At 60.4% G+C, this 21,207-nt stretch carries 20 protein-coding genes and 1 pseudogene; 7 read left to right on the plus strand and 14 right to left on the minus strand.

From position 1 onward, the window contains the following. Nucleotides 1-36: 36 nt before the first annotated feature. Genes ABL914_RS05855 through ABL914_RS05865 form a run of 3 tightly spaced genes read left to right on the plus strand, consistent with a single transcriptional unit; the run spans nucleotide 37 to nucleotide 2,295 of the window. Nucleotides 37-1,248 carry a toxic anion resistance protein gene (locus ABL914_RS05855; RefSeq protein WP_391562228.1) on the plus strand — a complete coding sequence of 404 codons (1,212 nt, stop codon included), beginning with the start codon at nucleotides 37-39 and terminating at the stop codon, nucleotides 1,246-1,248. Between the two features lie 7 nt (nucleotides 1,249-1,255). Beyond that, entirely contained in the window at nucleotides 1,256-1,999 is a 744-nt protein-coding gene (locus tag ABL914_RS05860) for a hypothetical protein (protein ID WP_391562229.1), read from the plus strand. Beyond that, complete coding sequence (locus tag ABL914_RS05865; RefSeq protein ID WP_391562230.1) at nucleotides 1,999-2,295, plus strand: polyhydroxyalkanoic acid system family protein; 297 nt, start codon at nucleotides 1,999-2,001, stop codon at nucleotides 2,293-2,295. Before ABL914_RS05860 ends, ABL914_RS05865 begins: the two co-directional genes overlap by 1 nt. Here ABL914_RS05865 and ABL914_RS05870 read toward each other — a convergent pair. Next, a complete protein-coding gene (locus tag ABL914_RS05870; RefSeq protein ID WP_391562231.1) occupies nucleotides 2,292-2,720 on the minus strand; it encodes a DUF2721 domain-containing protein in 429 nt (142 codons plus the stop codon). The genes ABL914_RS05865 and ABL914_RS05870 overlap by 4 nt on opposite strands. 113 nt (nucleotides 2,721-2,833) lie before the next feature. Here ABL914_RS05870 and ABL914_RS05875 point away from each other — a divergent pair, with 113 nt between their 5' ends. Next, a complete protein-coding gene (locus ABL914_RS05875) occupies nucleotides 2,834-3,385 on the plus strand; it encodes a lipocalin family protein (protein ID WP_391562232.1) in 552 nt (183 codons plus the stop codon). On the opposite strand, the gene acs is transcribed toward ABL914_RS05875, so the two are convergent. Both acs and ABL914_RS05885 read right to left on the minus strand, forming a co-directional pair. After that, entirely contained in the window at nucleotides 3,382-5,310 is a 1,929-nt protein-coding gene (gene acs, locus ABL914_RS05880) for an acetate--CoA ligase (protein ID WP_391562233.1), read from the minus strand. The two genes, ABL914_RS05875 and acs, sit on opposite strands and share 4 nt — an antisense overlap. 79 nt (nucleotides 5,311-5,389) lie before the next feature. After that, on the minus strand, nucleotides 5,390-6,136 hold the full coding sequence (locus ABL914_RS05885; RefSeq protein WP_391562234.1) for a TonB family protein: 747 nt from the start codon (nucleotides 6,134-6,136) through the stop codon (nucleotides 5,390-5,392). A gap of 109 nt (nucleotides 6,137-6,245) precedes the next feature. Between ABL914_RS05885 and ABL914_RS05890 the strand changes: the two are divergent. Continuing rightward, nucleotides 6,246-7,136: pseudogene (locus ABL914_RS05890) on the plus strand (PotD/PotF family extracellular solute-binding protein); the annotation flags it as partial. 186 nt (nucleotides 7,137-7,322) lie between these two features. On the opposite strand, the gene msrA reads toward ABL914_RS05890, so the two are convergent. The 11 genes from msrA to ABL914_RS05945 form a co-directional block, all read right to left on the minus strand. Then, nucleotides 7,323-7,916 carry a peptide-methionine (S)-S-oxide reductase MsrA gene (gene msrA, locus ABL914_RS05895; RefSeq protein ID WP_391562235.1) on the minus strand — a complete coding sequence of 198 codons (594 nt, stop codon included), beginning with the start codon at nucleotides 7,914-7,916 and terminating at the stop codon, nucleotides 7,323-7,325. A gap of 27 nt (nucleotides 7,917-7,943) precedes the next feature. After that, on the minus strand, nucleotides 7,944-9,419 hold the full coding sequence (locus ABL914_RS05900; RefSeq protein WP_391562282.1) for a YdiU family protein: 1,476 nt from the start codon (nucleotides 9,417-9,419) through the stop codon (nucleotides 7,944-7,946). Further along, the gene (gene msrB / locus ABL914_RS05905; RefSeq protein ID WP_391562236.1) at nucleotides 9,412-9,855 is read right to left on the minus strand and encodes a peptide-methionine (R)-S-oxide reductase MsrB; all 444 of its coding nucleotides are present in this window, start codon (nucleotides 9,853-9,855) and stop codon (nucleotides 9,412-9,414) included. Before msrB ends, ABL914_RS05900 begins: the two co-directional genes overlap by 8 nt. A 77-nt stretch (nucleotides 9,856-9,932) precedes the next feature. Further along, nucleotides 9,933-10,304: a tRNA-binding protein gene (locus ABL914_RS05910; RefSeq protein ID WP_391562237.1), complete on the minus strand. Its 372-nt coding sequence runs from the start codon at nucleotides 10,302-10,304 to the stop codon at nucleotides 9,933-9,935. Beyond that, nucleotides 10,304-12,322, minus strand: a complete 2,019-nt coding sequence (locus ABL914_RS05915) for a biotin carboxylase N-terminal domain-containing protein (protein ID WP_391562238.1) — start codon at nucleotides 12,320-12,322, stop codon at nucleotides 10,304-10,306. Before ABL914_RS05915 ends, ABL914_RS05910 begins: the two co-directional genes overlap by 1 nt. Continuing rightward, nucleotides 12,323-12,655, minus strand: coding sequence for a hypothetical protein (locus ABL914_RS05920; RefSeq protein ID WP_391562239.1), 333 nt, complete (start codon nucleotides 12,653-12,655; stop codon nucleotides 12,323-12,325). Between the two features lie 5 nt (nucleotides 12,656-12,660). Next, the gene (locus ABL914_RS05925; protein ID WP_391562240.1) at nucleotides 12,661-13,020 is read right to left on the minus strand and encodes a hypothetical protein; all 360 of its coding nucleotides are present in this window, start codon (nucleotides 13,018-13,020) and stop codon (nucleotides 12,661-12,663) included. Between the two features lie 92 nt (nucleotides 13,021-13,112). Beyond that, nucleotides 13,113-15,239: a methylmalonyl-CoA mutase gene (scpA, locus tag ABL914_RS05930; RefSeq protein WP_391562241.1), complete on the minus strand. Its 2,127-nt coding sequence runs from the start codon at nucleotides 15,237-15,239 to the stop codon at nucleotides 13,113-13,115. A 1-nt stretch (nucleotide 15,240) separates the two neighbouring features. Further along, nucleotides 15,241-16,026: an enoyl-CoA hydratase-related protein gene (locus ABL914_RS05935; RefSeq protein WP_391562242.1), complete on the minus strand. Its 786-nt coding sequence runs from the start codon at nucleotides 16,024-16,026 to the stop codon at nucleotides 15,241-15,243. A gap of 144 nt (nucleotides 16,027-16,170) precedes the next feature. Next, entirely contained in the window at nucleotides 16,171-16,623 is a 453-nt protein-coding gene (gene mce / locus ABL914_RS05940) for a methylmalonyl-CoA epimerase (protein ID WP_391562243.1), read from the minus strand. A gap of 536 nt (nucleotides 16,624-17,159) precedes the next feature. Beyond that, the gene (locus ABL914_RS05945; protein ID WP_391562244.1) at nucleotides 17,160-18,692 is read right to left on the minus strand and encodes an acyl-CoA carboxylase subunit beta; all 1,533 of its coding nucleotides are present in this window, start codon (nucleotides 18,690-18,692) and stop codon (nucleotides 17,160-17,162) included. A 125-nt stretch (nucleotides 18,693-18,817) separates the two neighbouring features. Between ABL914_RS05945 and ABL914_RS05950 the strand changes: the two genes are divergently transcribed. Then, nucleotides 18,818-20,218: a short-chain fatty acyl-CoA regulator family protein gene (locus ABL914_RS05950; RefSeq protein ID WP_391562245.1), complete on the plus strand. Its 1,401-nt coding sequence runs from the start codon at nucleotides 18,818-18,820 to the stop codon at nucleotides 20,216-20,218. A gap of 36 nt (nucleotides 20,219-20,254) precedes the next feature. Beyond that, entirely contained in the window at nucleotides 20,255-21,184 is a 930-nt protein-coding gene (locus ABL914_RS05955; protein WP_391562246.1) for a LysR family transcriptional regulator, read from the plus strand. Nucleotides 21,185-21,207: the final 23 nt, after the last annotated feature.

Consider the following 21,207-nt stretch of genomic DNA (forward strand, 5'->3'; position numbering starts at 1 on the left):
CCCCACATCGGAGCGGCGTTAACTGCAACGGATCAAATGACCATGGCCATCATGCCGACTGCAACCGATACTGCTACCGAACTCAAGCTCTCTGCGCCCGATCCCGTGCCGGTCGTGATGCCCGAAAAGGCTGCTGGGCTTGTCCCCGTGTCGGATGATCACAAGAGCAAGCTGGCGGCCAAGGTCGATGCCTTTGTTGAGGACCTGGTCTCGGTCGATACCAATTCGCCCGAATTCGGCAAAAAGGTCGATCAGATCACCAATATGGGCCGCAAGGAAATCATGGCGGCGGCTGGAATGTCGAACCGATTCCTCGATCGCCCGATCCGCGCGATGGACAAGGATTCAGGCGTGGGTGCCAATCTGGCCGAATTGCGCAAGACAGTTGAAACGCTTGATCCTGGCAAGCAAGGCAAGCTTTCAAAGGGCCGCAAGTTTCTGGGTATCATCCCGTTCGGCAATTCGATGAAACGCTATTTTCAAAGTTACGAAAGCGCGCAGGGGCATATCCAGGCTGTTCTGGGCCATCTGGGTTCGGGCAAGGATGAGCTTTTGATGGACAATGCGGCCATCGATGTAGAGCGCCAGAAGCTGTGGGAAGCGATGGGCCAGTTGGAACAGATGATCCTTATCTCCAAGGCGCTGGACGGAAAGCTGGAAGACAAGGCTGCCGATCTGGATGCAAGCGATCCGGCCAAGGCCAAGGCGCTGCGCGAAAGCGCCCTGTTCTATGTCCGCCAGCGCACCCAGGATCTGCTGACCCAAATGGCAGTCTCGGTTCAGGGCTACCTCGCGCTTGATCTGGTCAAGAAAAACAATGTTGAACTGGTCAAGGGCGTTGATCGGGCCAGCACCACAACCGTGGCCGCACTGCGCACTGCGGTTACCGTTTCACAGGCAATGGCCAACCAACGGCTGGTTCTGGAACAGGTAACGGCGCTGAACAGCACCACCGCCGGCCTGATCGATTCAACCGGAACATTGCTGCGCGAACAGACTGGCAAGATCCATGAAATGGCTGCCAGCAGCACCATCCCGATTGAAACGCTGCAGCGCGCCTTTCAGAACATTTATGACACGATGGACAATATCGATACCTTCAAGATGAAGGCGCTGGAAAGCATGAAGCAGACAGTCACCACGCTTTCCTCTGAAGTTGAAAAATCAAAGGGCTATATCGCCCGGGCAGAAGGTGCTGCACAGGCCCAGGTCGTTCACGACGCGCCCAGCCTGCTAAGCGCGGAATAGCGGATCGATGACCACGCCTTCGCACCAATCGGATCAGATCATCCGCGCCGCACGCCAAAGCCTTAGCGTGCAGCGCGCGGGCGGGCGGCGGCTGGCCCCGCAAGGCGCAGTGCGGATCAGGCGCGGCCACCTCGGCCGCAAGTTGCGCAATATCGCGCTGGCCGTTGGCGGAATCTGGCTGGGCCTAACCGCAATCGGCTGGATCCTTAGCGGTATCGGCCTTGGCGGGCTTGCGCTGGGCGCGCTGGCAACCGGTTTTGCGGTGTGGGCATTTGGCAAATATCCCGAAATGAAAATGCCATCGCTATCCGATCTCAACCCGGCTCAGGCAGATGTGAAGACCATGGTGGGCCGAACCGAGCTTTGGCTGGAAAGCCAACGCCGCGCGTTGCCCCCGCCTGCGGTGAAACTGGTCGATACGATCGGGCTCCAGCTGGATGTTTTGGGCGATCAGTTGATCCACGTTGACCAGAACCACCCCAAAGCGATGGAAGTGCGCAAACTGGTGGGTGAGCACCTGCCGGGATTGATCGACGGCTATCAAAAAATCCCGGAGCATTTGCGCTATGAGGATAACCCCGGCGGCAGCCCCAACACGCGCTTTCTTGATGGCCTTTCCACGATCAGTGGAGAGATTGACAGCCTGACCCGCCAGTTGGCGGCCGGCGCGATCGACAATCTGGCAATCAGCACCCGCTATCTGGATTACAAATACGGCGAAGCTTTGCACGACAGCGAAAAGGCGCTTTAGTGCGAATTCCGATTGCACACCAATTGGGCCGCGAAGAGGCGCGCCGCCGCCTGCACGATCGCTCGGGCGAAATGGCCGGGTTATTTCCGGGCGGAATGGCCCAGGTTGCAATTGATTGGCCCGGCATCGATCGCATGGCCATCACCGTCACCGCGATGGGCAAAACTGTAAATGGCCATGTCGAAGTGGAAGATGCAGCGATTGTGTTTGAGATCGCGCTACCCGCCGGATTGGCGTTTATCGAGCCGATGGTTCGCGGCACAATCGAAGAAAAAGCCCAGAAATTACTGGCCTAGCTTTCCAGATAGGCGCGCGGGATTTTTAGTTGCTGTGCCGCTGTTCGGGTTTCGCTGAGGAACAACAGCAGCGCCCACATCAGCAGCCCAATCGCCACCAGAAATGTGCTGGCTGCCACGCGTTGCAATTCAATCGCGGCCAATTCTTCCAGAAACAGCACCGCAACAGTCATTCCGATCGCCAGCCCACTTGATACCAGCAGCAGGATTGCGCGGGTAATCAGCCGGATCCGCCGATCCAGCAGCCGAATTTCGGCGACAACCCGATCGTGTTCCGGCCCCTGGGTGGCCATGTGCTGGTCCTGCAATTCACGGCTGCGATCAACCACCCGGCCCAGCCTGCTGGACAACAGGTTCATGATATTGCCAATCGCTACCAGTACAAAGACCGGAGCAAGCGCGAGCTGGATGGTTTGGGCGATCATCGTGCCCCAATAGACATCTGCCCTGGTTCAGCCAAGCGTGGTCTTGGATTATCAGTCACCGCGCAGCCTTGCTTCAGGCTGCAGAAAGCATCGTTCAAGGATAGGGCTTAACCATGAACAAGAAATCTCTTGCCGCGCTTGGCGCCATCACACTTGCTAGCGCTGCACTTGGGGGCTGCGCCACCCTGTTGGCCAATCCACCAATCGGCAACACTGCCGTTCCGCAGCCAGCCAAAACGGTAGATGTAACCCGCTATCTTGGGCGGTGGTACGAGATTGCCCGGTATGAGCAGGGCTTCCAGAAGGATTGCGACGGCGTGACAGCCGATTACGCGCTGCGCGAAGACGGCAAGATTTCGGTGATCAACACCTGCCGCAAGCCCGATGGCAAGATCAAGCAGGCCAATGGCAAGGCCAAGATCGTTGACGTGGCGACCGGGGCGAAGCTCAAGGTCAGCTTCTTCGGTCCGTTCTATGGCGATTACTGGGTGTTGGATCACGCCGAGGATTACAGCTGGGCAATCGTAGGTGAACCTTCAGGCAAGTATCTGTGGATCCTCTCGCGCGAGGCGCAGCCGGGCCCGGCGCAAGTCGATGGCCTGATCGGCCGGGTCAAGGCAATGGGCTACAATACCAGCATGCTGCGAATCACAAAGCAGCCTTAACGCCCGCCCGCCAGCAACACATCAACCACCGCTGGATCGGCCAGGGTTGAGATATCGCCAAGGTTGCTGGTATCCCCCTCGGCAATCTTGCGCAGGATCCGGCGCATGATTTTGCCGCTGCGGGTCTTGGGCAAGGCCGGGGCAAAATGGATCACATCAGGGGTAGCGATCGGGCCGATTTCGCGGCGGACCCAGGCAACCAGCTCTTTGCGGACATCGTCATTTGGCTCTTCACCGGCGTTGAGTGTGACATAGGCATAGATCCCCTGCCCTTTGATCTCATGCGGCATTCCAACAACCGCGCTTTCGGCCACCTTGGCATGGGCGACCAATGCCGATTCAACCTCGGCGGTGCCCATCCGGTGGCCAGAAACGTTGATCACATCATCGACCCGTCCGGTAATCCAGTAGTATCCGCCTTCATCGCGTTTGCAGCCGTCACCGGTAAAGTAGAGCCCCTTGTATGTGCTGAAGTAAGTCTGGAAGAAACGCTCGTGATCGCCGTAGACGGTGCGCATCTGCCCCGGCCAGGATTGCCGGATACATAGATTGCCCTCGGCTGCCCCATGCAGTTCGCGGCCATCTGCATCCACGATCAATGGCACTACGCCGAACATCGGAAAGCTGGCCGCTCCCGGTTTGAGCGCATGTGCCCCGGGCAGCGGGGTCATCATGCAGGCGCCGGTTTCGGTTTGCCACCAGGTATCAACAATCGGGCAGCGTTCATCGCCCACGACCCGCCAATACCATTCCCAGGCCTCAGGATTGATCGGCTCGCCGACCGAACCCAGCAGGCGCAGACTTGCCCGGCTGGTCTGCTTTACCCAGACATCACCTTCGCGCATCAGGGCACGCAAGGCGGTAGGTGCGCCATAAAAAATTTCTACTTTGTGCCGGTCAACGATTTCCCAAAACCGGCTGTGGGTGGGATAATTGGGTACGCCCTCGAACATAACCGTGGTCGCCCCGTTAGCCAGCGGACCATAGACAACATAGGAATGACCGGTGACCCAGCCGACATCGGCCGCGCACCAATATATCTCACCCGGGCGGTAATCGAACACATATTGGTGCGTCATTGCTGCCCAGGTCAGATAACCGCCTGTGGTGTGCAGCACCCCTTTGGGCTTGCCGGTAGAGCCGGAGGTATAAAGGATGAAAAGCGGGTCTTCCGCGCCCATTTCTTCGGCCGGGCAATCGGCTGAAACCGCGGCGCGCAGCTTGTGCCACCAGTGATCGCGGCCTTCGATCATGCCCACGTCGTGGCCGACATGGCGCACCACCAGCACTTCCGACACCGAAGGGCACTGCTCGAGTGCGGCATCGACATTGGCCTTCAGCGGCACCAGCTTGCCCCCGCGCATCCCGGCATCTGCGGTGATCACGATGTTGCTGTCGCAGTCCTGGATCCGGCCCGCCAAAGCCTCTGGGCTGAAGCCGCCAAACACGATCGAATGGATCGCCCCGATCCGGGTGCAGGCCAGCATCGCCGTAGCCGCTTCGGGCACCATCGGCATATAGATCGTGATCCGATCACCGCGCTTCGCGCCCAGGTCTTTCAGCGCATTGGCCATCCGGCAGACATCCGCGTGCAGTTCACGATAGGTAATCTTGCGCTGCTGATCGGGCTCATCGCCTTCCCAGATGATCGCGATCTGATCCCCGCGCGTTTCCAGATGGCGATCAAGACAATTGGCCGAAACATTAAGTGTGCCGTCGGAAAACCATTCGATCCCGAAATCAGCCTGATCGAACGAGCAGCTACCCAGTTTGGTCCACGGCCTGATCCAGTCAATCCGCGCGCTTTCTTCGCGCCAGAAAGCCTCAGGCTCGGCCAGCGCTGCGGCATACTTCTCGGCATAGCGATCGGCATTGATCAGGGCGCGGCTGGCCCATTCGGCGGGGACGGGGTGGACGGTGGCCATGGTGCTCTCCGAAGATTCGTATGTCCCGGAGAGTTAGGGACCGCGCGCCCGGCGTCAATCACTACCATGCCGCTGCGCGCTATCGCGCAGTGAAATCCACCTTGTAGCCATAGCGCGCTTCAATCGGAGTGCCATCAGCGCGCTTGGCCGGGTTAAAACGGATCCGCTGCATGACCAGCGGGCAGACCCGCGCGGTCGTATCCGCATCGACCGACGAACTGGCGACCGAGCAATTGCGGGCGCGGCCATCCGTGGTGACGGTGAAGTGCACGATCACCCGCTTGCCAAAGCGCGCCTGGCGCCCGCCGGGCGGCACCGGAAAATCGCGAGAATCGTTGATCTGGCCCGATCGGACCGATGGCTTGGATACCGCGCCGCCGCCGGTTCCATTGCCCGTTCCGCCCGCACCGGTTCCATCGCCGGTCCGGCCTGCGCCGGTGCCGCTACCCTGATTGGTCGCGCCAGACGTATCGGCGCTGCCAGTGCTGCTGGCCTTGGGTGCCGGCTTCTGGCTGAGTTTGATTTTCGGATCCGGCGCCTTGATCGCTTTTGGCACGGCCTTTTTACCGGCTCGGCCTTCATCGCCGGCTTCCTTTTCCGAACGGGATGGCGGCGGCGGAGGCGGCGGCGGCGGGGTTACAACCGTTACGCTGAATGTAGATAACACCGATTCCACCACCTTGGCGGCGATATCGGGTGTAAACGCGCGAATAAGGCCCGCTATGGCAACAATATGCAGCAGTACCACCAGCACGATCACACCCAGCCGCGTGCGAGGCGGCGGGGTTGGATCGAAATCGTCCTCATCAATCAGATCGTTGCTCATCGCGCAAACTATGCCAGTATGGCAGCAACCGCGCAATCGGTGCAGCGATCCACAATGCGGATTACCCGCGCCATTTTCAAACCGCTTTTGAAGCGATAGAATTGCAGCCATGCAATCGTCCTTCACATTCCATCGCCGCGCGCTGATCAAAGGGCTGGGTGCCAGCGCCGTAGGACTATCGCTGCCTGCGCTTGGTGGCTGCGGTGAACGGGCAAGCCTGAATTTTGCCAATTGGGAAAACTACCTGGGCGAGACCACCCTGGCCGATTTCAAGGACGCCAACGGCATTGACGTAAAGTTGGGCGCGATTGCAGGTGAAGATGCCCTGTTTGATCAAATTGCCAAGGGCGATGCCCGGCTGGATCTGATTGTGGCATCAAACCGGCTGGTTGCCCGTCTGTTGGGCGAAGGCTTGCTGCTGCCGCTTAGCAAGGCGCGGATTGCCGGTTTGCGCAGTATCGATCCGCGCTTTGGTGACGCGCCGTTTGATCCCGGCCGCAAATTCTCGGTGCCCTATACCTGGCTGGCCTATGGGATCGGTTATCGCCGCTCGGCGGTGGCAGCGCCCCCGCGCGGCTGGGCTGATCTGCTTGCCAATCCGGCCTTTGCTGGCAGGATCGCCTTGCCAGCCGATCCTGCCCAATTGCTGCGAATTGTCGCGTTGGCACGAGGCACCCCGCCCAATACGATAACGCTGGACGATGTGCCGGCGCTGGCCGCAGCGCTGCGCGACCTGAAGCCCCGGATCAAGGCCTTCCATCAGGATGATGGGCAGGATCTGCTGCTGGGCAGGCACGTTGATCTGATTGCCGATTTCAACGGCGATGCGGCCCAGGTGATGCTGGAAGACAAGGATATCGGCTTCGTCCACCCGATCGAAGGGGCAGAGCTGACCTGTGATAATCTGTGCCTGCCCATGGGTGCATCAAATTCTGAAAATGCCCACCGTTTTATTGACTATCTGCTGGGCGGACAAGCCGGAATGCGCGTGATCGAGACGATCCTCTATCCCACCCCCAACCTGGCAGCCAAAGCGCTGATGCCAGAGCAATACCAGACCAGCACCGTGCTGTTTCCGCCGCCGGAAGTCTTTGCCAAACTGGAGTACGCGCCCTGGAATGCTGACGTGGCCCAGGCAATGGCCAAGGCCACCAACGCGGTTCTTGGCCCGCCCGCCTGAAACTGGCTAGTTGCGATAGAGTTCGGGATAGTTGACCTTCAGTTTTTGCAATTTGGGCATGTCCCAACGCAAGATGTATGGATGACTTGGGTTCCGCCGCATGAAATCCTGATGAAAGGCTTCGGCGGGATAGAATCTGCCGCTTTCAATCCGCGTAACGATCCGCCCGCGAAACCGCGGCTTGGCATTGAGTGAGCGGATAAACGCCTCGCTAAAGGTCCGCTGCGCAGCGCTCTGCGGAAAGATCGCGCTGCGATAGCTGGGCCCTTCATCGGGGGTTTGGCGGTTCAGCTGGGTCGGATCATGAGCCACTACGAAATAGATGCTTAGCACCTGCGCCAATGAAACCTGCGCCGGATCAAATGTGATCCGCACCGATTCTGCATGGCCGGTCCGTTCGGTCGAAACTGCATCATAATTGGCATCACCGGCGCCGCCACCTGCATAGCCTGAAACCACGCTGGACACGCCCTTCACGTGTTCAAACACGCCTTCCATCCCCCAAAAACATCCGCCGGCCAGCACAATCGTTTCGGCCTGGGCTGCGTTAGGCAGGACCAGCAGCACGGCAGCGCTAGCGCCAAGCAAGGACTTGATCATGATTATTCTCCTTCGCCCCCAGTTCGCTCAGGTTCCGCAATAGGTTACGAAGCGCGGCGAACCATCGGGGGCGCCGTGTTCGAATTGTTCAAGCCCGGCGCGGCGTTCGAATGGCTGCGATACGGCGGCCAGCAACACCGAAAACTGATCCAGATCGCCTGATCGGGCGGCTTCCAGCGCTGCATCAGTCAGGTGGTTGCGCGGCACATAGACCGGATTTACCGCCTCCATCGCAGCTGCCCGCTGCACAGGATCGCACGGTTCCTGACCCAGCCGGGCCTGCCAGCTTTCATACCAGCCTCGCAGCGCTTCAGGATCAGCCAGCTCCGCGGCCACTGCCCCATAGCCTTCACTTAGCGAGGCCGAGAGCGCCCGAAACAGCCGGGTGAAATCGCAGCTCTGACCCTCGATCGCCGCGAACAGGCTTTGGGCCAGCGCAATATCGCCCTCCTGCTGCGCGGCCAGTCCCAGCTTGCTGCGCATTTCGCGCAGCCAGTGCGCATCATAGCGCGCGGGCCATTGTTCCAGCATGATCCGTGCCTGCTCGGTATCCGCCACGTTCACCGCAGCGATCGCCTCGATCAGCGCACTGGCCAGGCGGTAGAGATTCCAGCGACAAACCAGCGGCTGCTGACCGAACGCATAGCGGCCGTTTTTGTCGATCGACGAGAACACCTGCCCAGATGAATAGGCATCAAGGACGGCGCACGGGCCATAATCGATTGTCTCGCCCGAAATTGTCACATTGTCGGTATTCATCACCCCGTGAACAAAACCGAGTGCCATCCACTTCGCGACCAGGGCTGCTTGCGCATCGGCCACCGCATCCAGCAGCGCCAAAGGCCGGTTGGGCGCGTTCATCCGCTCGGGGAAATGACGCTCCAGCGCATAGTCCGCCAAACGCTCCACGGCTTCTTGGCCCTTGTGCGCGGCGGCCCATTCGAACGTGCCAACCCGCAAATGGCTGGCTGCGATCCGGGTCAGGACCGCGCCGTGGTGCGGATCATCGCGCCACACCCCTTCGCCTGTGGTGCACACGGCCAGGCTGCGGGTGGTGGGCACCCCCAGCGCAGCCATCGCTTCTGACATCAGATATTCACGGAGCGCCGCCGAAAGCGTGCATTTGCCATCAGCCTGGCGGGAAAACGGGGTAGCCCCCGATCCCTTGAATTGCAGATCAAACCGCCGCCCATCAGGCGCGATCACTTCGCCCAGCAAAAGTGCGCGGCCATCGCCCAGCTGCGGGTTGAAATGGCCAAATTGATGCCCGGCATAGGCCAAGGCGACCGGATCGCTGCCCGGCACTGTATCGCGGCCTGAAAGCCATCCGGCGAGCGCTTCCTTGCCAGCCGCGTGTCCCGGCAGGCCCAGTTTGTCAGCCAGCGCATCATTGAAAACAGTCAGTGCCGGGGCCGGTGCTGGCGCAGCAGCGCTGGGCACAAAGAACCCATCAAGGGTGCGGATCAGACTATTGTCAAAACGCCAGGCGGCGGGGTCAGTCAGCCTCTTTCTCCAGCGCCAGCGCGTTCATGCAATAGCGCAGCCCGCTGGGCGCAGGGCCATCGGGGAAGACGTGGCCCAGGTGCCCGTCGCAGACGTTGCACAGCGCTTCGATCCGCTGCATCCCGTGGCTTTCATCAAGGTGATAACCCACAACCCCGTCCGCGACCGGCTCTGCAAAGCTGGGCCAGCCGGTGCCGCTTTCAAACTTGCTGGCGCTATCAAACAATGACGTCCCGCAGCCTGCGCAGGCATAGCGGCCAGGCTGGAACAGGCTGCACATCGGATCTGAAAAGGCCCGTTCGGTGCCTTTCAGCCGCAGCACCTGGTACTGTTCGGGGCTCAGCGCCGTGCGCCATGCCTCTTCGGTTCGCTCGTCGCGCCGCGGCGCGGCATTGGCTTCGCCGCGAGCGAAGCGGATCACATCAGTCCAGTCCATTTCAGTACTCCCGGTGCGACCCGCTGTTGCGATTGGGAATCGGAATATGGTCTTGGTGGGTCAAATTGCCAAGTGGGTCAGAACAAACGTGCACCATTGGGCACTTGGCGATCCGGCGAGAACAGAATGACCGCGCCTTCATCATCCGCAAACCCCAGGGTCAGCACTTCGGACATGAATTTGCCGATCTGGCGCGGCGGGAAATTGACCACGGCAGCTACCTGCCGACCCGTCAGTTCCTCGATCCGATAGCGATCCGCAATCTGCGCGCTGGATTTCTTCACACCGATCACCGAGCCGAAATCAATCATCAGTTTGAATGCAGGCTTGCGCGCCTGCGGAAACGTTTCGGCCGAAAGGACCGTGCCCACGCGGATATCCACGGCCAGGAATTGATCGAATTCAATTTCCTCGCCGCGCGGAGTAGCCGGATCGTGGCTAAGGTGCATTATTCCAGCTCCAGGATCACCGCGTCCACCGCCAGGCTTTCGCCTTGCTTCGCGTTGACCCGCTTCACGGTGGCGGTCTTTTCAGCGCGCAGGATGTTTTCCATCTTCATCGCCTCTACCACCGCCAGCGGCTGCCCGGCCTCAACTTTGTCACCTTCGGCCACATGCAGCGCAACCAGCAGGCCAGGCATCGGGCAGATCAGAAAGCGAGATAGATCGGGCGGAACTTTTTCGATCATGTGCCGGGTTAGCGGGGCGATCCGCGCGGGCAAGACCTGTACCTTGTGGATCATGCCGTGGGTGGTGAGCCGTAGCCCGGTACGGGTCACTTCCACCTTTACGCCATAGTCCACTTCACCAACGCTGGCTTCTATCATCCGGTCGCCGGGGGTGTATTCCACCGCCAGATCAACCGCGACGCCGTCCACCGTGATCTCTTCATCCAGGCTGACTGCAAAGGTCTGGCCGGCAATGGTAACGCTCCAGTCATAAGGCGGTTCAAGTTCGCCATCCAGTTGCTGGTCGGTCAGGCGAGCACGGTCGGCGCGCGCGGTCATGATGAAACCGGCGATTGCGGCCAGGTGCCCCAGCGCCGCGTCCGACGTGGCCGCACCGGTGAAGCCATCGGGATATTCCTCGGCGATGAACCCGGTGGTAAGTTCGCCCGAGCGGAAACGCGGATGCTGCATGATCGCGGAAACGAAATCGATGTTGTGGCCCAGCCCCTCGATCTCGAACCGGTCAAGCGCCTGAATCTGCAGATCTGCGGCTTCGTCACGGGTTTTGCCCCAGGTCACCAGCTTGGCGATCATCGGGTCATAGAACATGGAGACTTCTCCGCCTTCATAAACGCCATCGTCCACACGCACACCGCCGACACCCCGGCGGCCATTGCCATCCTCGTCCTCGGTCCAGCCATCGACCGGCGGATTATAGCGCACCAGCCGCCCGGTTGAGGGTAGGAACCCGCGATAGGGATCTTCGGCATAGACGCGGTTTTCGATCGCCCAGCCGTCGATTTTCACATCGTCCTGCGTGATGGAAAGCTTTTCGCCCGCGGCCACACGGATCATCTGTTCAACCAGATCGATACCCGTGATCGCCTCGGTTACCGGGTGCTCCACCTGCAGGCGGGTGTTCATTTCAAGGAAGTAGAAGCTTTCGCCACTGGGGTCCGCGCCGCTCACAATTAGTTCAACTGTGCCGGCGGAGTAATATCCGACCGCGCGGGCCAAGGCGACGCACTGCTCGCCCATCGCCTTGCGCATTGCCGGTGTTACGAACGGCGACGGCGCTTCCTCCACCACCTTCTGGTGACGGCGCTGGATGCTGCATTCGCGCTCGTTCAGGTAGAGGATGTTGCCGTGCTGATCGCCCAGGATCTGGATTTCGATATGGCGGGGCCCAAGGATGAATTTCTCGATGAACACGCGCTCGTCCCCGAACGAATTGAGCCCTTCGCGCTGGGTCGCTTCAAAACCTTCCTCAACGTCCTTGTCGTTGTAAGCCAGCCGCATCCCCTTGCCGCCGCCCCCGGCCGAAGCCTTCATCATCACCGGATAGCCGATCTCGCGGCTGACTTGCAGCGCCTCGGCGGTGTCCTTGATCGCTTCGGGCGATCCGGGCACGGTGTTGACCCCGGCCGCCTTGGCCAGCTTCTTGCTCTCGATCTTGTCACCCATCGCCGCAATCGCGCCCACCGGCGGGCCGATGAACGCGATGCCGTTCTTGGCCAGTTCCTCGGCAAACGAGGTGCGCTCCGAGAGGAACCCATAGCCCGGATGCACCGCCTCGGCCCCAGTCTGCTTGCACGCCGCGATGATCTTGTCCGCGATCAGATAGCTTTGCGCGGCAGGTGAAGGCCCGATGTGCACGGCTTCGTCCGCCATCTGCACAAACGGCGCGCGGGCATCGGCATCGGAATAGACAGCGACGGTCGCGATACCCATCCGCCGGGCAGTCTTGATGATCCGGCAAGCAATTTCGCCGCGATTGGCGATGAGGATTTTTTTGAACATCTATTTGCCTTCGATCTTTGTCTCGTTAGGATATGGAGCGCGAGTTTCCAATGCCCATACTTTGGCATTCGTGATGGACGCGCGCGCACCAATTTCGATCAGTAATTCGGTCGTTGTTGCTTCATCAGCACCGATTGAGGAACCCAGACGTTCGATACTGCGCCAAATGTATTGTTGATCTTGAAGTTCGCGCTTCAATCGGTCGCGCCGCTTATCTGCAATGGAGTTTGCTCGTTTGTTTTGAAGTTTATGATTTAACCAGTGACCGGAAAGCGTTGTTGCGGCACCAACGACAGTTCCAATTACACCTATCCATGCCGAACACTCTAACATCCCTACTACTCCCCCACTGGTTTCACATCCCTGTCCGGCCCAAAGACTGCTTCGGTCTGTTCGGATGTCTGAGGGTCCAAACTTGAAAGAAAAACGGACAACGCGGCGCCAATCTTGCCATTGTCAATCGACGCTTTCCCGAGATGAGCCAACAACATCTGGTCTAAGCCATGTTCCATTTCACTTACTAACTCAGCCACATCATCTTGATGTGCGATGTCTAAAATTCGCTTGAATTGATCGATGCTATGATCAAAATAGTGAATTGCCGCTAATTCGATGGAAACGTCGTACTTCCTGAACAACTCGGTGTAGCGTCTCGAATCCCGACCATTCAGATAATCCGTTGAGAATTTTTCGATCATCCATTGACGATCTGTGAAATGCTTGCGCACGAGCCTTTTTGTGCGGTCAAGGACCGCCATGTTGTATCGGTGGGACTGGATAAGCCGGAATATCACTCGGCTGTCTCCCCCACCGGCGGCATATTGTGCCCCAGCAGCCGCAGCATATCCGCTGCGCATTCGACCACGTTCGAGCCCGGCCCGTAGATCCCCTGCACTCCCGCATCGCGCAGGAAGTCATAGTCCTGCGGCGGGATTACGCCGCCGGCGACGACTTTGATGTCCGCGCGGCCGGCTTCACGCAAAAGCCGGATCAGTTCGGGGATCAGGGTCTTGTGGCCAGCCGCCAGCGACGAAGCGCCGATCGCATCGACGTCCTTTTCGAGCGCCATTGCGAGCGTTTCCGCCGGGGTCTGGAACAGCGGCGAACTGGTTACGTCAAAGCCCATGTCGGTGAAGGCACTGGCGATCACGTTGGCGCCGCGATCGTGGCCGTCCTGGCCCATCTTGGCCACCAAGAGCCGCGGCGTGCGGCCCAGGCGGCGGGTGACGGCGGCGACGCCTTCGATCACTTGCGCCCAACGGCTGTCAAATTCGTAGGCGCTGCCGTAGACCCCTGTCACCGGGACCGGCTGAGTGGCATAGCGCCCGAACACCACCTCCATCGCGTCGGAGATTTCGCCCAGCGAAGCCCGGGCGCGGGCGGCATCGACGGCGAGCGCGAGCAGGTTGCCCCCGCCCTTTGCGCCCTCGGTCAGCGCGGCCAGCGCCGCGCGGCATTGCGCCTCGTCGCGGCTTTCACGCATTATCTTGAGCCGGGCGATCTGGCCGTCACGAACGGCGTGGTTATCAATGCTCAGCGTATCGAGATGATCTTCTTTATCGAGCCGGTACTTGTTGACCCCGACGATCACATCCTCGCCCTTATCGACCCTGGCCTGCTTGGCGGCGGCGGCTTCCTCGATCCGCTGTTTGGGCATTCCGGTGGCGACTGCTTTGGTCATGCCGCCCAGCGCATCGACTTCGGCGATCATCGCCCAGGCCTGATCGACCAGCTCAGCAGTCAGCGCCTCGACATAATACGAGCCGCCGAGCGGATCGACCACGCGGGTGATCCCGCTTTCCTCGGCCAGCACGATCTGGGTGTTGCGGGCAATCCGCGCGCTGAAATCGGTTGGCAGGGCAATCGCCTCATCCAGCGCGTTGGTGTGCAATGATTGCGTGCCGCCCAGCGTGGCGGCCATCGCCTCGATCGTGGTGCGGATCACGTTGTTGTAAGGATCCTGCTCCTGCAACGAAACGCCGCTGGTCTGGCAGTGGGTGCGCAGCATCTTGCTCCGCTCGTCTTTCGCGCCCAGCCCGTCCATCACCCGGTGCCACAGCGTTCGCGCCGCGCGCAGCTTGGCCACTTCCATGAAGAAGTTCATGCCGATGCCGAAGAAGAAGCTCAGCCGCCCGGCGAAAGCATCGATATCGAGCCCCGCTGCCATCGCCCGCTGGGCATACTCCTTGCCGTCGGCGATGGTGAAGGCCAGCTCCTGCACCGCCGTCGCTCCGGCCTCGTGCATGTGATATCCTGAGATCGAGATCGAGTTGAACTTGGGCATATGCGCCGAAGTATAGGCGATGATGTCTGAGACGATCCGCATGCTCGGCTCGGGCGGGTAGATATAGGTGTTGCGGACCATGAACTCTTTCAGGATGTCGTTCTGGATGGTCCCGTCGAGCTTGCTCTGATCGACCCCCTGCTCCTCGCCGGCGACGATGAAGAACGCCAGGATCGGGATCACCGCGCCATTCATGGTCATCGAAACCGACATCTGATCGAGCGGGATGCCGTCGAACAGGATCTTCATGTCCTCGACAGAATCGATCGCCACGCCGGCCTTGCCGACATCGCCGACCACACGCGGGTGATCGCTGTCATAGCCCCGGTGCGTGGCGAGATCGAAGGCGACCGACAGCCCCTTTTGCCCAGCCGCCAGGTTGCGGCGGTAGAAGGCGTTGCTTTCTTCAGCGGTGGAAAAACCGGCATACTGCCGGATCGTCCACGGCCGCCCGGCATACATGCTGGCGCGCACCCCGCGCGTGAACGGCGCGAATCCCGGCAGGCCCGGATCTCCGGCATCATCCGCAGTATACAGCGGCTTGATCGCGAACCCCTCGGGCGTGTTCCAGGTCAGATCCCTGCCCTTGACCTCTTTGGCCGCAGCGGCCTGCCAGTCTTCGATTTTCGGCATCTTACTTGCCCTGGAACGCCGGCTTGCGCTTCTGGATGAACGACATTCCGCCTTCCATCGCATCGGCGCTGGCCCCGGCGTCGCGCTGGCCTTCCGCTTCGGCCAGCAGCACTTGGCTAAGCGTCCCATCAAGCGCTGTCTGGATGTTGGCCTTCATGGTCGAGTACGACACGGTCGGCCCTTCGGACAGCCGGGTCGCCAGCGCCATCGCCTCGTCCATCAGCGCTTCGTTCTCGACCGCCTTGTAGATCAGGCCCCAATCCTCGGCCTGCTCTGCGCCGATCTTTTCGCCCAGCATCATCATCCGCGTGGCACGGGCGCGGCCGATCGCGCGGGCCAGCAGCCAGGTCGATCCGCCATCGGGCACGAGGCCGATGTTGACGAAAGCCTGCAGGAAATAGGCGCTTTTGGCGGCCAGCACGAAATCGCCAGCCAGCGCGATCGAACAGCCGACCCCGGCCGCCGCGCCGTTGACCGCGGTCACGACCGGCACCGGGCAGCGCAGGATTTGCGTGACCAACGGGTTATAGAAATTCTGCAGCGCACGGTGACTGCCGCCCTTTTGCTCCAGCGGGCTGCGATCGCCGCGCGCGGCCAGATCGGCGCCCGAGCAGAAGCCCTTGCCCGCCCCGGTGATCAGCACCGCGCGCGCATCCCCAAGAACATAGAACGCAGCGCCCAGTTCCTCGGCCAGCTGGATCGAGGCGGCATTGAGCCGCTCGGGCCGGTTGAGCGTCAGCTTCAGCACATTGCCCACGCGCTCGGTCAGGATGGTTTCGTAAGTCACAAGCTATCCTCTCAATTGCCCTCTCACCTTCAGGGGAGAGGATACGAAGGCTTGGCAGCTCGTCTGCCTAGCCGAAGTTGGAGAGGGGCCGTCTGCCGTCCCCCTCTCCCAACCCTCTCCCCTGAAGGGGTGAGGGCTATGAATTCAGTTCGACCAATGCCCGTCAGCCTTCGGCGTCTCCATAATCTCGGTCAGCACCCCGCCCATGTCCTTGGGATGCAAAAAGAAGATCAACGTCCCGTGCGCGCCGATCCGGGGCTCGCCCAGCACGCGCTTGCCCATGGCTTCAAACTCGGCCTTGGCGGCGTGCACATCGGGCACTTCGTAGCACATGTGATGCTGCCCGCCGGCCGGGTTTTTCTCAAGGAAGCTGGCGATCGAGGTGTTTCCGGGCAGCGGCTCGATCAGCTCGATCTGGGTGCCATTCAGCGCACCATCGGCGCCGGGGGTATCGACGAAGCAGACCTTCACCCCCTGCGATTCCAGGTCAAACGGCTCATGGATCTTCGTCGCACCCATGACGTCGCGGTAATGCACGATGGAGTCCACGATCGACGGCGTGGCGATGCCAATGTGGTTGAGGCGGCCTAGTTTCATGGGATAGACCTCCGCACCAACTGGACTTCCGGCAAGCTCGGCAAATACATCCGAGTACCTCCGCAAAACATTTCGAAAGTTACAGGCCTCACCAAGTCGGGATTTTCCACAAAACTCGAAAAACTAACATTGACGGAAAATTGCAGAAATAAGTGCTGGTTCTGGAGCCCGCTATCAGCAAGCTTCGCGATATCTCCTAAACCATCTGTTCCGCCCAACAACGATACAAAGAAGTTTCCAGTCGGTCCATCAGGCAACCATAGCATCACACCGCCACTTTGCGAACTGAAGAGCCCTTGTGCCCTAAGTTCTTCAACGCTATCTCGATGGTTTGCAATGCGACCCTCAGATTTTGGATATGACACTATCTCGACGTGATGGCGAGATTCTGTAAGCTGCCGACCCCACTCTTTTTCGTCTTCCCATGAAGAGATGTGACTGAAATTCGTTGTGCTAAGGCCATAGGATCGCTCGCCGCCTGCGTTGGAGCTGAGACGATCAACCTGACAAATGAAATTTAAAAACATTTCCCAACCTCACAGCGGTATATTATCATGCTTCTTCCACGGATTCTCGAGGCTCTTGTTCCTCAGCTTCCGCAGCCCCAACGCTATCCGCCGCCGCGTATTCCTTGGATGAATCACCTCGTCGATAAACCCCTTGCTGGCCGCCACGAACGGGTTCGCAAAGCGGTCCTCATAGTCCGCGGTGCGTTCGGCGATCTTGTCCGGATCGCCCAGGTCCGAGCGGAAGATGATCTCGACCGCGCCCTTGGCGCCCATCACCGCGATTTCGCCGGTGGGCCAGCTGTAGTTCAAATCGCCGCGCAGGTGTTTTGAGCTCATCACGCAATAGGCCCCGCCATAGGCCTTGCGGGTGATCACGGTGATCTTGGGCACGGTCGCCTCGGCATAGGCGAACAGCAGTTTCGCGCCGTGCTTGATGATCCCGCCGTATTCCTGCGCGGTGCCGGGCAGGAAGCCGGGCACATCGACGAAGGTCAGGATCGGGATTTCGAAGCAATCGCAGAACCGCACAAACCGCGCGGCCTTCTTGCTGGCGTTGATATCGAGCACGCCGGCCAGCACGAACGGCTGGTTGGCAACCACGCCCACGGTGCGGCCCTCAATCCGGCCAAACCCGACGATGATATTGGCAGCGTGGCTGGGCTGGATTTCAAAAAACTCACCCTCATCCAGCACCTTTTTCACCACCTCATGCATGTCATAAGGCTGGTTGGCATTGGCTGGGATCAGGGTATCGAGGCTGTCCTCAATCCGGTCCCACGGATCAGAAGTCGGCCGTTCAGGCACACCGGACTGGTTGTTGAGTGGCAGATAATCGATCAGATCGCGCGCGGTAATCAGCGCTTCGATATCATTTTCAAGCGCCAGATCGGCGACCGAGGTTTTGGTGGAATGCGTTACCGCCCCGCCAAGTTCCTCTTGCGTCACGATTTCGTTGGTCACGGTTTTCACCACATCGGGCCCGGTGACGAACATATAGCTGCTGTCCTTCACCATGAAGATGAAGTCGGTCATCGCCGGGCTATAGACCGCCCCGCCCGCGCAAGGCCCCATGATCAGGCTAAGCTGCGGCACCACCCCCGATGCCAGCACATTGCGCTGGAAAATCTCGGTATAGCCGCCCAGCGATGCAACGCCTTCCTGGATCCGCGCACCGCCGCTATCGTTAAGCCCGATCACCGGCGCGCCAACTTTCATTGCCGCGTCCATCACCTTGCAGATCTTCATTGCATGGCGCTCGGAAACCGCACCGCCAAACACGGTGAAATCCTGCGCATAGGCATAGACCAGCCGGCCGTTGATTGTTCCGCTGCCGGTCACCACCCCGTCTCCCGGCACGGTTTGATCGGGCATGCCGAAATCGGTGCAGTTGTGCTCTACGTAAGAGCCGATTTCTTCAAAACTGCCCTCATCCAGCAGGATATCCAGCCGTTCGCGCGCGGTCAGCTTGCCCTTGGCGTGCTGGGCATCGATCCGCTTTTGCCCGCCACCCAATTTGGCGGCGGCCCGGCGGCGTTCCATTTCGGCAATGTTTGCGGACATTCTCACCCCGTCACAAATTCTGAAGTGTGCTGGATGCGGCGCAAATGCGGCAATGTCCAATGTGAATTTGCGAAGTTGCGAAGTCTTACTTTGCAAACTATCCTGCCCTGCACGGAGAACAGCCCATGTCCAAGCGCAGAATATTCGCTGGCGAGCGATTGAAAGCGCTACGCGCCGAGCGATCGCTTAATCAGGCGGCAATGGGCGAGCTGCTGGGGATTTCGACCAGCTACCTTTCGCAGCTTGAACACGATGATCGCCCGCTAACCCCGGCGCTGATTGAGCGGTTGAGCCGGGCCTTTCCACTCGATTGGCGCGAGATCGGGGTTGGCGCGGCGGAAACGCGGCTGGCGGCGCTGCGCGAGGCCAATGCCGATCCGCTGTTCGGCGATGCCCTCGATGCGGCGCAGCTCGCCCGTTTTGCTGAGCAACAGCCCATGCTGGCCGACCGCTTCATCGCGCTGCACGAAGCCTATCGCCGCACCGGCCAGCGCCTGCAGATGGTGGACGAGGCGCTGACCAGCGAAAGCGGAACAGGCGCCCGCCTGCCATGGGAGGAGGTACGCGACTGGTTCCACCTTGCCGGCAACTATGTCGATAGCATTGACCGCGCGGCGGAGGCAGTGGCCGGGCGGCTGGGCGGGTTTTCACCGGAAACCGGTGCAATCGAAGACTACCTCAAACAAGCGCTGTCGATCTCGTTGATCTATTCAGGCGTCACAGGGCTGCGGTCTTACGACCCCGAGATGGGCCACCTGACAATCGATCCCGGCCAGCCGGCCGAAAGCCGCCGCTTCCAGCTTGCCCACCAGCTTGCCGCGCTGGCGCTCAAGGACGAGATTGCCGCTGTGGTCGAGGCGGCATCGCTGGGCAGCGCCGCCAGCCGCCAGCTGCTGTTCGTGGGCCTGTGCAACTATGCCGCCGGCGCGTTGCTGATGCCCTATGCCAGCTTCCGCACCGAAGCGCGCGAGTTGCGCCACGATATCGACCGGCTGGCCCAGCGTTTCGGCACCAGTTTCGAGCAGACCTGCCACCGCCTCTCAACGCTTCAGCGCACGGATATGCGCGGGGTTCCGTTCTTCTTTTGCCGGGTTGATATGGCCGGAAATATCACCAAACGCCACAGTGCCACGCGCCTGCAATTCGCGCGGTTTGGCGGGGCTTGCCCATTGTGGATCGTGCATGAAGCGGTGGCGATACCTGACAGGATCCTGGTCCAGTTGGCCGAAACACCCGATGGGGTGCGCTATGTCTCGATGGCCAAGGGGCTGGTCAAACCCAGCGGCAGCTATACCCGCAGCCCACGCCGCTATGCCGTCGCGCTGGGCTGCGAGGCTGAGCATGCATCCGAATTCGTCTATGCCGATGGGCTTGATTTGGCCAGCGACAAGGCCGCAACCCGGATTGGCGTATCATGCCGGTTGTGTCCACGCGGTGATTGCGATCAGCGCGCCTTCCCACCCAGCGATCGGCCAATCAGCGTCGATCCGGACAATCGCGGGGTGGTGCCCTATACGCTAGTCTGATAGGAAAATCCTCTTAAGCCGTCAGGGAGGGCCGCGATGCAGCTGCAACATTTGCGCTATTTGGTAGCTTTGGCGCGGACCCGGCATTTTGCTATGGCGGCCAGTGAATGCGGGGTTTCCCAGCCGACCTTGTCGGCCGGGCTGGCGGCGCTGGAACAAGAGCTGGGCAAGCGGCTGGTTGAGCGTGACCGCCGGTTTATCGGCCTGACCGATCAGGGCCGGGCGATTCTGCCGTGGGCCGAACAGGCGCTGGGTGCGGTGCGCGGAATTACCCAGGCTGCGGCGAGCGACGCGGCCGCGCTATCGGGCGAGTTTCGGCTGTTTGTGATCCCATCGGCCCAGCCCCTGGTCGGACCATTTGGCGATGCGCTGGTGCGGTCGTGTCCTGGCCTTACTCTGGCAATTACAGCCGGAACATCGCGTGAGATTGAGCATGCCTTGCATGCCAACGAGGTTGACGCCGGCCTTACCTATCTGGATCACGAGCCGCCCACCAACATGCTGACCGCCCCGCTGCACAACGAGCAATACCGCCTGATTGCGCGGGCCGGCACCGGGTTTGATGCCCGGCGCGAGATCAGCTGGGAACAGGCCGCCGCGCTGCCGCTGTGCCTGCTTCACCAAGGCATGCAGTACCGCAGAATTCTTGACGCACAGTTTGCCCAGGCCGGGCTTTCGGTCAGACCAAAAGCGATTGCAGACAATTACATATCGCTGTTCTCATTGGTTCGTTCAGGCCACTTTGTCTCGATCGTGCCCGATGCCTATGCCGGCTTGTTCGATGGTGTAGATTGGTGCCAGTTTGTGCCCATATCTCCCGAGGTCGCCGTCAGACGGCTGGGTCTTGTGGTGGTAAACCGCGATCCTTTGGGGTCCATGGCCCGGGCCGGTCTAACCGCCGCACAGCAGTTTGACCCCGCCGATATGATAGAAAAATTCTATCACCCTTCAAATCATTCGATTTGACCGGCACCCTCCTGCCAGAGCAA

The organism is Novosphingobium sp. (assembly GCF_040079535.1).
Taxonomy (GTDB): domain Bacteria; phylum Pseudomonadota; class Alphaproteobacteria; order Sphingomonadales; family Sphingomonadaceae; genus Novosphingobium.